This is a genomic window from Lysinibacillus sp. FJAT-14745, from assembly GCF_001275675.1.
In the GTDB taxonomy this organism is placed as follows: domain Bacteria; phylum Bacillota; class Bacilli; order Bacillales_A; family Planococcaceae; genus Lysinibacillus.
In genome coordinates, this window is record NZ_LITM01000009.1 from 419,141 (window position 1) to 433,979 (window position 14,839).

Sequence of the window (14,839 nt, forward strand, 5' to 3'; positions counted from 1 at the left end):
CAAGGCTTTAGGAGTTAAAAGCAATTAACGTGGAGTTCGCACCAATCGCTTGATACGAAGGGTATTCTGTTATAAATTTATGCTTCTATACAGGTTTGTATAGTTTTGTCCAAATTTTTCGTAACAGTTTAGTTACCCATTGTGTACTCCTTTTTATTTTCTATTTACTACTACTCTAACACAAAAAAGACTGACGAATAAATCCATCAGTCTTGTGAAAGCATTATATCACTAATTATTTAGCTACAGCTTTTTTAGCAGCGTCTGCTAATTGAGTGAATGCTGCTGCATCAGTTACAGCTAGGTCAGCTAACATTTTACGGTTAACTTCGATACCAGCAACTTTTAAACCGTGCATTAAACGGCTGTAAGAAAGACCATTCATGCGAGCAGCTGCGTTGATACGAGTGATCCATAATTTACGGAAATCACGTTTTTTCTGACGACGGTCACGGTATGCATATTGACCTGACTTCATTACTGCTTGGTTAGCAACTTTGTATAATGTATGTTTTGAACCGTAGTAACCTTTAGCTAATTTTAATACTTTTTTACGACGTTTGCGCGTCACTGTTCCGCCTTTTACGCGTGGCATATGAATTACCTCCTGCTTTTCATTTAAAAATGAATGTTAGTATTTTTTAGTCAATTATTTCATGTAAACAAGTAAAGATTTGATACGTTTGAAGTCACCAGATGAAACGATGTTTGCTTTACGTAGGTGACGTTTTTGTTTCGTAGATTTGTTTGCGAATAAGTGGCTTCCATAAGCACGGTCATATTTTAATTTACCTGAACCCGTTTTTTTGAAACGTTTCGCAGCTCCACGGTGAGTTTTCATTTTTGGCATGTCGAATTCCTCCTAAACTGTTCGTCTAATATTATTTCTCGTTCTTCGGTTGAAGAACTAAGAACATGCTTCGGCCTTCCATCTTCGGTTTTTGTTCAACCGTCGATACTTCAGCACAAGCTTCAGCAAAACGATCTAACACACGTTGACCAATGTCTTTATGTGTAATCGCACGACCTTTGAAACGTAGGCTACATTTAACTTTATCACCTTTTTCAAGGAATTTAATCGCATTACGTAGCTTCGTTTGGAAATCATGCTCATCGATTGTTGGGCTCAGACGAACCTCTTTCATTACGATGACCTTTTGATTTTTACGAATTTCGCGGTCTTTCTTTTGCTGTTCAAACTTAAATTTACCATAGTCCATGATACGAGCGACTGGCGGCTTGGCTTGAGGGGCCACAAGGACAAGATCCAAGTTTACACGAGTGGCGATTTCTAGCGCTTCATTACGTGTCTTTACACCAAGCTGGTCACCATTGTGATCGATTAATCGAAGTTCACGTGCGCGAATGCCTTCGTTTACATACATGTCTTTGCTAATAGTAATCCACCTCCAAGTAGTTGTCGCGAATACATGGTTTGGGCAAAGCCTTGCCCGGTTGAACGGTACATCCTCTTGTCATGTCCATAAAAAAAGGACGGACACTTTGAAGATGTCCGCCCGCTATATGTGCATGCGCAAGTCTGCGCAAAACAATTCAACGTGTAATACCTGTTCACAGCATAAGAGCGTTGTATCAGGTGAGAAGCGGGCAGCCTCTACTTCAACCACAAACTTTGTATTCATTAACCTTAATTATGATAGCATGTACTTTATAAGCTGTCAAATGTTTTTTAGCTTATAATTATTAAAGTATCCTAAAGATTTTTAATCTAAACCACTACAGTTAATTTCCGTTCTGACTTGGCGCTACTTAGGGACGTTCGATGAGCTGCTTCGTTGCTGCCGCTACGTCAGCACTACGCTTTCGCACAGAAAACATCCGTTGCGCCGCTGAAGGACTCAGCTTATGACGCTGATCCCCAAGGAGTCGCCTAGTCTTCACTTCAATCAACTTATATAGAGAAATTATTTTGTAATTTCTGCTTTAATGTTAGCTAAGAAGTCTTGGAAGCTAATTGTTTCTGAGTCTTTTGAGCCGTAACGACGTACATTTACGCCACCAGCTTCTACTTCTTTGTCTCCGATAACAAGCATATACGGGATTTTTTTCATTTGTGCTTCACGGATTTTGTAGCCTAGTTTTTCTTCACGGTCATCCATTTCAACACGTAAGCCCGCTGCAGTTAATTGCTCTTCAATTTGTTTTGCATAATCAAAGTGTGCTTCGTTTGAAACTGGAATGACTTCAACTTGTACTGGTGCTAACCATGTTGGGAATGCACCTTTATAATCTTCGATTAAGAAGGCAACGAAGCGTTCCATCGTTGATACAACACCACGGTGAATAACAACTGGACGATGTGGTTTACCATCTTCTCCAACGTAAGTTAAGTCAAAGCGTTCTGGTAATAAGAAGTCAAGCTGAACTGTTGATAAAGTTTCTTCTTTACCAATAGCAGTTTTCACTTGTACGTCAAGTTTAGGACCGTAGAATGCAGCTTCACCTTCAGCTTCGAAGTAATCTAAGCCAAGCTCATCCATTGCCTCTTTTAACATACTTTGTGCTTTTTCCCACATTGCATCGTCGTCGAAGTATTTTTCAGTATCCGCTGGGTCACGGTAAGATAAACGGAACGAGTAATCTTTTAAATCGAAGTCTTTGTAAACTTCTAAAATTAACTGTACTACTTTTTGGAATTCCACTTTAATTTGGTCTGGACGAACGAAGATATGCGCATCGTTTAAAGTCATCCCACGTACACGTTGTAAGCCTGAAACAGCGCCTGACATTTCGTAACGGTGCATTGTACCAAGCTCCGCAATACGTAATGGTAGATTACGGTAAGAATGCATGCTGTTTTTGTACACCATCATATGGTGAGGACAGTTCATCGGACGCATAATTAATGTTTCATTGTCCATTTCCATTGGTGGGAAAATAGAATCTTGGTAGTGATCCCAGTGACCAGAAGTTTGGTACAGCTCTTTAGAACCAAGTACTGGTGTATAAACATGTTTATAACCAAGAGATAATTCTTTATCCACGATATAGCGCTCAATGACACGACGGATTGTTGCACCGTTTGGTAACCATAGCGGTAAGCCTTGACCAACTTTTTGAGAAGTTGTAAATAATTCTAATTCCTTACCAATTTTACGGTGGTCACGTTCTTTTGCTTCTTCAAGCATTTGTAGATGATGTTTTAATTCTTCTTTTTTAAAGAATGCTGTACCATAAATACGTTGTAGCATTTTGTTATCTGAGTTACCTCTCCAGTAAGCACCAGCTAATGAAAGAAGTTTGAACTCACGTAGTTTGCCAGTCGATGGTGCATGGATACCACGGCAAAGGTCGAAAAATTCACCTTGGTAGTAAATGGAAACTTGCTCATCAGCTGGAATCGCTTCAAGTAATTCTAATTTATATTCATCGCCGATTTCTTCATAGATCGCTTGTGCATCTGCACGGCTAACATTTTTGCGCTCGATCTCTAGATTTTCAGCGATAATTTTTTTCATTTCTTTTTCGATTGCTGGTAGGTCTTCAGCAGTGATTGGTGTTGGTGCATCTATATCGTAATAGAAGCCACCTTCAATAACTGGACCAATACCGAGTTTAACATCTGGGAATAAGCGTTTAATCGCTTGTGCTGTTAAGTGTGCTGTTGAGTGACGTAGAATTTCAAGTGCTTCCTCATCATCTTGTGTAATAATCGAGATTGTTGCGTCCTCTTCAATTGCTGTTTTTAAATCGACTAAGACACCATTTACTTTACCGGCATATGCTTTTTTACGAAGTCCTGGGCTAATTGATAATGCTACGTCATCAGTAGATGTACCTTTTGCAAATTCCTTTACAGCGCCATCTGGGAAAGTTAATTTAATCATATCTGACATTTTGTTTGCACTCCTTATAGGTTTGTTGTGATGCATGATTGAAGTCCAAGAATCCCCGGAATTTATCCTTATTCAGTAGGTGTTTGGACACCTCTGAAAAGAAACTATATCCGCATTCATCTCACCACTATTTTCCATTGAACGGAAATAAAAAAAGCTCCGTCCCTATGAAAGGGACGAAGCGTATGCTCGTGGTTCCACCCTTCTTCCTTCCGACTTTTTATAGTCAGACGAAGCTCAAGGCTAGCTAACGGGCTAGGGACCGGCGAAAGATTATCCCTTTCGCTGCTCAGCAGGTAGTAAATAGTGTGCTCGAACTAGGAAGCTTACAGCCAATGACTTCCCTCTCTAAAAGACGTTACACAAAATTCATGTCCTCATCAATGCATTTGTTATTTATTATATGTGACAGTATACGCTCGATTGTCATAAAATGCAACTGCCAATCTTACATACGTCTATTTTGCCCGCCCATTTTAATCGGCTCTGTCAAGGCTTTAATACGTTCCATAACACGTCCAGCCTTTACGACTTCAATGTCACCTTTTTGCGACTGTGCTAAATGATGCTCCAATTCATCATAATTAAAATTAGATGTAATAAATGTTGGTAATTGCTCCGCCATACGGTAATGGAAAATAGTCCCTAGAATTTCATCTCGAGTCCAAGCGGTCATTGTCTCGGCGCCTAAATCATCGAGCATTAGCACTGGTGCCTTTTTTACATAATCTATTTTTTCATTCAACGTGTTGTCACCAATTGCATTTTTCATTTCTCGTAAAAATTCAGGCACGAAAACTACAACTGACTTTACTTTAGCCTTCGCAAGTTCATTAGCTAATGCGCCTAGCACAAAAGATTTCCCCACTCCAAATTGACCATATAAATAAAAGCCCTTAGAAGGCAAATTCCCTGTATCTAGTACATTTTGAACAAAATCAGCCGCACGGTTTGCAATGTCAACACGTGTATGATCATCAATAAATAAATCACTGATAGTAGCTTGTAGCACATCCTTCGGCATATGCATACTTGCGATCATATTGGCAACATCCCGGCGCTCATCTTCACGTATCTTTTGCTCGCATCGTACATAATCAATTTCAACAGTACTCCGCACTACGCGTAAAGTAGGTAAAAAACCTTTTAAGTAGTTTGTACAATTTTCTGTATTATCACAACCACAGCAAACTGTAGATTGACTAATAAATTCATGGAGCTTCGGTAAATTACGTTCAACCGCATCATAGCTTAACTCATCCATATGCTCAGCTAAAAACTCTTGCACACGAGGGTTTTCTAATATTTCTTTACGCATCGCTTCATATCGTTCTTGAAATGATGGTACATTAATTGCTCTTTTTAATGGTCCATTAATTGGTTCGATTGTCATTCACCTACCTTATTTTGAATATTCCCTAATTTTTCTAGTATTTTTTGTCTTTCCTTTTCAAAATCAGTAGCGTCAGTATTCGTTGTATCTTTTAATACTTCCTCCGATTTTTCATTGCGCTTATAAAACCAATCTGGTACTTTTTCCTCTCGGCGATTTTTGGTGTACGAGTTCTTTTTTGCCGAAGTCTGAGGCTTATTTTTCCACGTAGTGTACTTATCATGCTCTTGGCGTGCTAGCTCCATGGCTGCTTTTGCCGTTTGAATATTTTTACGTACCCAATGATCCGCAATCGTTTCCACATATTTTTTAGGTAGCTTCATATCAGTTGTTAGCATTACATATTCCAAAAGAGCATTAACAACGCCTACCGGCATTCCATGCTGGACAATTAAACTCTCAGCAAGCTGCACGGAGGTCTGTAAAGGTTCTTTGCCATTATTAATATCTCGCAGTACTTGCACAGGGGGAGTCGTCTCTAAATATTGCTGAAGCTCCTGATCCTTTGTTTTTTGGCCTGATTCCTCTATGGTTGACGGCTTACTCACTCTAGCAAGCTTTGGTGGTTCTTTTGAAACCGTCAGCTTATAGAAATCCGCAGCAGCCTTACGTAAACGTTCCAGTGAAATACCTAGGTCATCATCTAATGCAAGAATCACTACTTTTTGCATATCAAGTGCAGTTAAGTGATATAAAAATGCTAATTTTGCTATTGATTCACGTACTTCAAATGTTAGTAGGCTTGCCGGCACTAGTTGCTCCGATAAGCCCGCTTGCAGTAGTTCAAAGTCAAACTGGTCAAAATAAAACGGATATACCTTTTGCTGTTTTTCCTTGCTACTAGTATCAGCTTGTAAATCAGCTGGAATCTTTGTACTTACAGGCTTAAAAACATCTATGAAGGCACGCGATACATCTTTAAATTCTGCATCTCTCGCAGATGGAATAAAACGCTGACGTAACTTCCGATAAGCTTGCTCCCCTATTTTACTAAATAAAAACATCGAGAGCAGCGGGTCTTTCATAAAGCTATCTGCATCAAGTGGACGTAACAGCTCATATAAAAAGCTTCGTTGGCCAGCATCTTCTTTTTTCCATGTGCGAATCAGACCAATTGCTTCAAGCGCAATACGTGCCTCAAATACTTTGCCAATAGGAAGCCCTAGCACATTCATTAAATAATAATGTGTCATTTGCTGACTTGGCATTTGCTCAGCTTCTGCCCATAGTGTTAAATAAAGGCTGATTGGTTCCGCTCCAATTAAAGGCTGATAAAAAAGCGTTACTAATTGACGTTCCTGCGTAGAAAGTGCATGAGGTAGACGAATGTCAAAAGAATCAGCTGGCTGCAATTCCTTATACAAATGGATCAACGTCATTCACCCTCTCTGTTTTCCCTATAATTTCTGTTCTGTCTGACGTTGGATAATTTCTTTAATCTCTTCAATAAAGACGTTGATATCCTTAAATTGACGATAAACCGATGCAAAGCGTACATAAGCAACCTCATCGATTTTTGCTAAGCGATCCATTACCATTTCTCCTACATCCTCGGATCGGACTTCAGAATTCCCTATGCGGCGAAGATCTTTTTCAATAGACATTACTAGTCCCTCAAGTACTTCAAGAGAAACAGGACGTTTTTCGCAAGCACGAATAAGTCCACGAAGTACCTTTTCACGGCTAAATTCTTCTCGTGAACCTTCTTTTTTCACGACAACTAAAGGTGTCTCTTCAATTTTTTCAAACGTTGTAAAGCGGAAGCCACATGACTCACATTCACGACGTCTACGAATTTCTTTATTATCATCAACTGGCCTCGAATCCACAACACGCGTTCCGTTAAATTGGCAAGATGGACATCTCATATAATTACTCTCCTGATTTCACAACAATTTAATATTTCTATTATAACAAATTTCCTATGTATAAGAAAAGCGCATTGACGCTAGTGTGCTCATGATAAACCTTGAAAGGTGAAAGTACAAGCATAGATTCTACATTTAAACTTGCTATCTAATAAAAAAAGCACATTAAAATCACTTGGATTTCAATGTGCTCATAATTAAATTATTATGCGTTTACTGTTTCTAAAGCTTTTGCCACTTTTTTCACAAGATCTACAACGCGTGCAGAATAACCCCACTCATTGTCGTACCAAGCAAGTACTTTCACTTTGCGGTTACCCATTACCATTGTAGAAAGTCCGTCTACTGTAGAAGAGTAAGTTGTTGTATTGTAATCAGAAGATACTAGAGGCTCTACTGAGAAGTTTAAGATACCTTTCATTGGACCTTCTGTAGCAGCCTTCACGAATGCAGCATTAACAGCATCTACTGTTACGTCTGTATTTAAATCAACTACAAGGTCAACTAATGATACGTTAGGTGTTGGAACACGAAGTGCCATACCGTGAATTTTGCCTTCTAATTCTGGTAACACTAATTTTAATGCTTTTGCAGCACCTGTAGATGTTGGGATGATTGATTGTGCGCAACCACGTGCACGACGTAAATCTTTATGTGGATTGTCTAAATTCTTTTGGTCATTTGTATAAGCGTGAACTGTTGTCATTAACCCGCTTTCAATACCAAATGTGTCATTTAATACTTTGGCAACTGGTGCTAAGCAGTTTGTTGTACAAGAAGCATTTGAAATAACATCATGTTTTGCGATATCAAGTTTCTCATCATTTACACCTAAAACAATTGTTACGTCCTCGTTTTTACCAGGTGCTGTTAAGATAACTTTCTTTGCGCCTGCTTCTAAGTGCATTGCTGCTTTTTCACGATCATTAAATTTACCAGTTGCTTCAATAACGATATCCACACCCATTGTTGCCCATGGTAATTTTAATGGGTCACGTTCGCTAATAATTTGAACACGTTTACCATTTACAATTAAAGCATCGCCTGCTGGCTCAACTGTACCCTCGAATGTTCCGTGATTTGTGTCATACTTAATCAAATGTGCTAATGTTTCAGCTGGATAGCTAGCGTTAATTGCAACGATTTTTAAATCTTCTTGCATGATCGCTTGGCGGAAAACCATACGTCCGATACGTCCGAAACCATTAATAGCAACTGATACTGTCATTTATAAAATCCTCCTGTGAGTCATACTCAAATTAATTATATACTTTATGCGAATAGTATAACACAATTTTAAAAAAGATGAACATTATATATTCATAATATTAAAGTTCTTATTTTCTGAAAAATAAAATCGCCTAAATTTGTACTTATTATGGTATAAACTCACAAAAAAGCATAGCAAAGTGTTGTTAACAAAACAAAATTGGCAAGGAAATCTCTGTGAATGGCATGCCTCTTTAAAGGGTGATTTCCGTTCCAGGCTACTCGCTTTGTCGCTGACGCTTCGCTTTCGCGCAGAGCAGAGCTTCCTGTGGGCGAGCGTCGAGCCGCTTCCTCCGCTGTTGTTGTTGCTGTCGCTTCGCTTTCGCACAGATAAAACATTTGCTGCCGCTACGTTAGCACTACGCTTTTGCACAGAAAGCATCCGCTCCGTGCAGGGTCTCGCTTTCCCACAGGAGTCGAGTAGCCTTCCACTCCAATCAGCAATAGCGTAGAATTTTTATAAATTTTATTCATTTCAAAAGTACACACTATTGCTACTCACCTTAATCGAACAGAAAAGACTTATAACAGTGACGCATTGTAACCTATTATTGCTAATGCTTTGCTTTTTCACAAAACTGCTGTAGGTTAATTTTATAACTATAAATTAGAATGCCCTTCAAGAAAATACTTGCTATGTGAAGTGGTTGATTGGAGTGGAGGCTGGGCGACTCCTTGGGGATTAGCGATAGAGGAACGAAGGCTAAAACCATCACATCCTGTGATAACGCCTTCGTGACCAACATCGTGTTGGCCCGAGACCCTGGAGCGAGCACATAGGGGAACGAATGCTAAAATCATCACGTCCTGTGATAACGCCTTCGTGACCAACATCGGTGCTGCTGACGCTGCGTTAGCACTACACTTTCGCGCAAAAAACATCTGTTGGCCCAAGCGGCTCATCGGACGCCCCCAGGAAAGCGCCCAGCTGGAACGGAAATCAACCACTCATTTTGCCGAAAGAGCCATACTTTATTTAATATGACACCTTAATTTCATTGACATATTAGTTTTCCAACAATATGAAATGCGTAGCAATATGTCATTGCTACGCATCGAATAATTTTACAGATTCTTATTTTTTTGTAATACGCCCCAATATGTCAGGATTTTTTTTAATTGGTGCTCTGTTTGTTCTAAATTTTCATTGTTGTAAATAACCGCATGGGCACCTTTTTCTTTCACTGACATAGGTAGCTGAGAACGTATTCGAGCTAGTGCATCCTCTTTTGATAAGTTGTTACGCTCCATTAATCGACGAAGCTGTACCTCTTCACTAACCGAAACCACGATAATACGCTCAACAAAATGCTGCAACTTACTTTCAAATAACAGTGGAATATCCATCACAACATGCTTTTCTCCAGCCTCTAAATAAGCATCACGCTGGCGTAACATTTCATGACGAATAGCAGGATGCATAATATCATTTAACATTTTACGCTTTGCAGGCTCGTGAAAAATAATATCACCAAGCTTGGCACGATTTAAACTACCGTCTTCTAGCAATATAACTTGTCCAAAATTTTCAGCTATTAACTTTAAAGTCTCCGTTCCTGGTTCTACAACATCACGCGCAACAATATCTGCATCGACAATCGGTAAACCAAGTGCTGTCATCATTTTTGCTACTGTACTTTTTCCGCTCGCAATACTTCCTGTTAGTCCGATAATCATAGCTAAATCCCCTTTAATGTTGACAATTTGGGCAAAAAACTGATGTGCGCCCACCTATCGTCATTTGGCTCGTCGCAGTACTACACGTTGGACACATCTTCTTACCATACATTTGCAGTCGGTTCTGCATACTTCCAGCTTCGCCATTAATATTACGATAATCTGAAATTGTTGAACCTCCTGCTTCAATGCTTTGGCGTAAAATAACGACAATTGCCTCGAATAATGCACGCTTACGCTTTTCACTAATGCGGTTCATTGTGCGGGCCGGATGAATTTTTTGAGCAAATAATGCTTCTGTAGCATAAATATTGCCACAGCCCGAAATGACCTGCCCATCCATAATTACATCCTTAACGGCCTTTTTCTCATATTTCGGTAACTTTGATTTCGCAATAAAATAATCACATGCTATTTCATCGAATGGCTCTGGCGCCATTTTTGTTAATGGTGCATGATCCTCAATTTTTGTTAAAAAACGTAGTTCACCAAAGCGACGTATATCCGAATAAATTAAATAGCCTCCATCTGTCATTTGAAATGTAGCATGAATATGCTTTTTAAATTTTTCCTCATGGATTTCCTCAGGTGAATTCACCACAAACCATGCACCTGTCATCCCTAAATGACTAACTAGCACATAAGGGACATCCTCTTTCAGCAAATGAAAGAAGATGTATTTCGCACGTCGTTCGATTTTTGTAATCGTCATTTGAGACAAGGATAGTTCAAATGCATCAAGCTCAGCTTGCTTCACGATACATTGTTTTCCTTCCCCAAAGGAAAAACGAATAATTTCAGATAGTTGAACCTGTTGAATTGTACGCCCTTCAATTTTAGGTTTTAATGCCTGGACGACACCTTCAACCTCTGGTAATTCAGGCATTTTAATCCCTCCTTATTTTGCTTCGTACCAAGTCGCTCCGTAGTTAAAATCTACTTTTAATGGTACTGAAAGCTCGATTGCGTTCTCCATAACCTCTGGCACTATTTTTTCAAGCAATGCAATCTCCTCTTTAGGTGCTTCAAAAATTAATTCATCATGCACTTGTAACAGGAGCTTTGCCTGCATATTTTCTTTTTTCAAGCGAGCATCCATATCAATCATTGCTTTTTTAATAATATCAGCTGCACTTCCCTGAATTGGTGTATTCATCGCAGTACGCTCTGCAAAGCTTCGTAAATTGAAGTTTGAGCTTGAAATGTCAGGTAAATATCGACGTCTATTTAAAATCGTTGTCACATAACCATTAAACTTCGCAGCTTGGACGATATCATCCATATATTGTTTTACACCTGGGAAACTCGCAAAATATTTCTCGATAAATGTAGCAGCTTCCTTACGAGTAATATCCAAATTTTGCGATAAGCCATAATCACTAATACCATAGACAATACCAAAGTTTACTGCTTTTGCAGCGCGACGCATATTACTATCGACCTCATCTGCTGAGACATGGAATACATCCATCGCAGTACGTGTATGAACGTCCATACCTTCACGGAAAGCTTCGACTAAATTTTTATCCATTGACATATGGGCCAATACACGCAATTCGATTTGCGAATAATCGGAGGAAAATAATATCCAATCTTCTTTCGATGGCACAAAAGCTTGACGAATTTTTCGCCCTTCTTCTAAACGAATCGGGATGTTTTGTAAATTCGGATCAGTTGAACTTAAACGCCCCGTAGCTGTTAATGCTTGTTGGAATCGAGTATGCACCTTTCCATCCTCTTCATGGATTTCCTTTAGTAGGCCTTCAATATAAGTTGACTGTAATTTTCCAAGCTGACGATACAAAAGAATATGCTCAATAATGGCATGCTCTGGCTTTAATTTTTCCAATACATCAGCTGCAGTGGAATAGCCTGTCTTTGTCTTTTTAATAACAGGAAGACCCAGTTTATCAAAGAGGATAACGCCTAATTGCTTTGGTGAATTAATATTGAAGGCTTCTCCTGCTTCCGTATAAATCTCCTGTTCAATGACAACTAGTTTGTCATTTAGTTCCTGCCCCATCTTCTCTAATGTGGCACGATTGACCGTAATACCTTCACTTTCCATTTCCCCTAAAATAGAAGCAAGAGGAAGTTCTAAGTTTTTATAGAGTTCGAACTGTTCATTTTCCTTTAACAATGCCTCCAGCTTTGGCTGTAAAGACCACACAGCAAAGGCTTTGCGACTAGCATGCTCAGCAAGTGCGTCAATGGCTGGTATCGCTCGTTTCGCCCCTTTACCATAAACAGCCTCATTGGCCTGTACATTACGATAACCCAGTTCTTTCGCAAGTGTTGCCACATCATCTCCACTTAGCGCAGGATTATTAATATAAGAAGCAAGCAATAAGTCAAATTCCACACCTGCTAAACGTATTCCCGCGCGTTTTAATGCAGCCTGAGATGCTTTTGAATCAGACATATACTTTATTTTAGTAGCATCTTCTAACCAGAGGCGAAGGACATCTGATTTAGCCGCAATATCAAACGGCACGTACATTGTTTTCGTTCCATCTGTTAGTGCAATACCTAGTTGCTGACATGTATGATAATGCTCGTCCTCTAGCTCCAAGTGCACTGCCATTACATCTTTTAAATGTCCTTGCTTTACTTCTTGCACAATTTCATAGTCAAAAGGTGCTTGTTCCTCTTCTTGGACAGTAAAATCACTTTTCTCTAGCAATGATTTAAAGCCAAGCTCCCGCCACACGCTAATTAACTCTTCCTCAATCGGACCATTATAGGCAAGATCAGAAATCGTTATTTCAATCGGCGCCTCTGTAAAAATGGTAGCTAGTTTTTTACTCATTAGTGCCTGTTCTTCATTGGCAACTAATTTTTCTTTCATTTTAGAAGCCTTCACCGAATCCATTGCCGCATAAAGCGACTCGACTGAACCATGCTCTTTTAGCAATTTAACTGCCGTTTTTTCACCGACACCTGGCACACCAGGGATATTATCTGAAGAATCCCCCATTAAACCTTTCATATCAATAATTTGCCCGGGCGTTAAGCCGTATTTTTCTGCAATAAATGCCGGTGTATTTTTTTCAATTTCAGTAATACCTTTTTTAGTAATATATACTGTTACTTGCTCAGTCGCGAGCTGCGTTAAGTCACGATCTCCTGATACGACGATGACATCCATATCCTGTGATGAAGCTTCTTTGGCAAGCGTCCCTATAATATCGTCCGCTTCGTACAATTCAAGCTCATATCGCTTAATACCATAAGCATCAATAAGCTTACGTATATAAGGAAACTGCTCAGATAATTCTGGTGGAGTCTTTTGTCGACCACCTTTATATTCCGTAAATGTCTCATGGCGGAAGGTTGTCTTACCCGCATCAAAGGCAACCAAAATTTTCGTTGGTTGCTCTTCCTCTAATATTCTTTGTAGCATTGTTGTAAAGCCGTACACTGCATTCGTATGAATTCCACTATCATTCGTTAATAGAGGTAACGCAAAAAACGCGCGATATGCTAAACTATTGCCGTCCAATAATAGCAATTTTTCCTTTGTCATGATTTTATCCTCCTGCGTTGTCGTCTTCTTAATTGTAAAACGAAAACGTATGTTTGAAAATGCCTCTTCCTTTTACTTTATCGAGAAAACGGTTATTTTACCAATCATAACGATGAAAATCGCCAAATTTTCTACAACAATAGATTAGCTTACGATTAACTGCACACAAAAAGCCAATCACTCATTGTAATTGACTTTTCCGATTTTATTCACTTGCTTTAGTTGTTTTTTCTTTACGATAGAAAATCTCTTCATATATGACTGTCAAAATAAAGGCATTCATAAAGGCAAACACTAAAAATAATGGCATACCACCAAGCTGTGGATGTGTAAGCTCTGTATTAAACACCATTACAGTGCCGATTTGCGCTAAGAAAAAAATGAAGCCGATCCCAACTTGCCATATAGGACGCTTAACTTTGCGTTTTTCGTACCAAAATATTTTTTTAAATATCTTTCGTACATCCTCAGCAATGACTAAACTTAATAAAAACAAAATAACAAAATATACTGGTATATGATAAACACTTTTTGTGATCCATGCAAAATCTGATAGACGGAAGAAAAGTGTAAATAACGATGCAATACTACAGGCTATCAATAGATTTTGGAGCCACTTGCTAATTTGCAATTTCACAACTATTACCCCCATTTTTTAATTCTGAACATTATTATTCTATCAGATATTAGTCATAAACGAAACACAAAATTATAAATTTTTATCATTTCAATAGCATATTTTTGATATTCGAAAGATTTTTATATTATACATGATTAATATTACCTAAAATCAGACCATAGCGACTCATCACCATAACGTGGGTTGATTTCCGTTCCGACTGGGCGCTTGCTTCGCTTTCACACAGACAAAAACCAGTTGTTGCTGTCGCTTCGCTTTCGCACAGACAAAAACCAGTTGTTGCTGTCGCTTCGCTTTCGCACAGAAAACATCCGCTTTGCTGCAGGATCTTATCTGTGACGCTAATCCCCAAGGAGTCGCCCAATCTCCACTCCAATCAACTTATGTTAATATTATCATTCATTTAAGTCCTTCCAATACCATACAAAATACCTTGTTATAGTGTAAAAAAGCCGTCTCAAAAAGTTTGAGACGACTTCATATACTTATCCCTGCAAGAATAATAGTATTATTTTATTCCGCTTTAACGGGCAGTAATTTATCTATACCAAAAGCAAATCAGGTACAAGACTCCCACATCATAATTCACGAAAGCAAAGAAGTTATGCG

The 14,839-nt window shown here is 38.9% G+C and carries 12 protein-coding genes; all 12 read right to left on the bottom strand.

Going from position 1 to position 14,839, the window contains the following annotated elements; translation table 11 throughout:
- Positions 1 to 235 precede the first annotated feature (235 nt).
- A complete protein-coding gene (gene rplT / locus AMS59_RS17200) occupies positions 236 to 595 on the bottom strand; it encodes a 50S ribosomal protein L20 (RefSeq protein WP_004226314.1) in 360 nt (119 codons plus the stop codon).
- A gap of 54 nt (positions 596 to 649) precedes the next feature.
- On the bottom strand, positions 650 to 850 hold the full coding sequence (gene rpmI / locus AMS59_RS17205) for a 50S ribosomal protein L35 (protein ID WP_004226312.1): 201 nt from the start codon (positions 848 to 850) through the stop codon (positions 650 to 652).
- Between the two features lie 31 nt (positions 851 to 881).
- The gene (gene infC, locus AMS59_RS17210; RefSeq protein WP_024363824.1) at positions 882 to 1,385 is read right to left on the bottom strand and encodes a translation initiation factor IF-3; all 504 of its coding nucleotides are present in this window, start codon (positions 1,383 to 1,385) and stop codon (positions 882 to 884) included.
- A gap of 540 nt (positions 1,386 to 1,925) precedes the next feature.
- On the bottom strand, positions 1,926 to 3,857 hold the full coding sequence (gene thrS / locus AMS59_RS17215; RefSeq protein WP_053484958.1) for a threonine--tRNA ligase: 1,932 nt from the start codon (positions 3,855 to 3,857) through the stop codon (positions 1,926 to 1,928).
- Between the two features lie 448 nt (positions 3,858 to 4,305).
- Positions 4,306 to 5,244: a primosomal protein DnaI gene (gene dnaI, locus AMS59_RS17220; protein ID WP_053485117.1), complete on the bottom strand. Its 939-nt coding sequence runs from the start codon at positions 5,242 to 5,244 to the stop codon at positions 4,306 to 4,308.
- A 2-nt stretch (positions 5,245 to 5,246) separates the two neighbouring features.
- On the bottom strand, positions 5,247 to 6,629 hold the full coding sequence (locus AMS59_RS17225) for a replication initiation and membrane attachment family protein (protein ID WP_053484959.1): 1,383 nt from the start codon (positions 6,627 to 6,629) through the stop codon (positions 5,247 to 5,249).
- A gap of 18 nt (positions 6,630 to 6,647) precedes the next feature.
- On the bottom strand, positions 6,648 to 7,118 hold the full coding sequence (nrdR, locus tag AMS59_RS17230; RefSeq protein WP_049667519.1) for a transcriptional regulator NrdR: 471 nt from the start codon (positions 7,116 to 7,118) through the stop codon (positions 6,648 to 6,650).
- 205 nt (positions 7,119 to 7,323) lie between these two features.
- On the bottom strand, positions 7,324 to 8,346 hold the full coding sequence (locus tag AMS59_RS17235) for a glyceraldehyde-3-phosphate dehydrogenase (protein WP_053484960.1): 1,023 nt from the start codon (positions 8,344 to 8,346) through the stop codon (positions 7,324 to 7,326).
- Between the two features lie 1,106 nt (positions 8,347 to 9,452).
- A complete protein-coding gene (gene coaE / locus AMS59_RS17245) occupies positions 9,453 to 10,064 on the bottom strand; it encodes a dephospho-CoA kinase (protein WP_053484962.1) in 612 nt (203 codons plus the stop codon).
- 13 nt (positions 10,065 to 10,077) lie between these two features.
- Entirely contained in the window at positions 10,078 to 10,950 is an 873-nt protein-coding gene (gene mutM / locus AMS59_RS17250) for a bifunctional DNA-formamidopyrimidine glycosylase/DNA-(apurinic or apyrimidinic site) lyase (RefSeq protein ID WP_053484963.1), read from the bottom strand.
- A gap of 12 nt (positions 10,951 to 10,962) precedes the next feature.
- Positions 10,963 to 13,590, bottom strand: a complete 2,628-nt coding sequence (polA, locus tag AMS59_RS17255; RefSeq protein ID WP_053484964.1) for a DNA polymerase I — start codon at positions 13,588 to 13,590, stop codon at positions 10,963 to 10,965.
- A 205-nt stretch (positions 13,591 to 13,795) separates the two neighbouring features.
- Positions 13,796 to 14,227, bottom strand: a complete 432-nt coding sequence (locus AMS59_RS17260) for a hypothetical protein (RefSeq protein ID WP_053484965.1) — start codon at positions 14,225 to 14,227, stop codon at positions 13,796 to 13,798.
- Between the last annotated feature and the right edge of the window lie 612 nt (positions 14,228 to 14,839).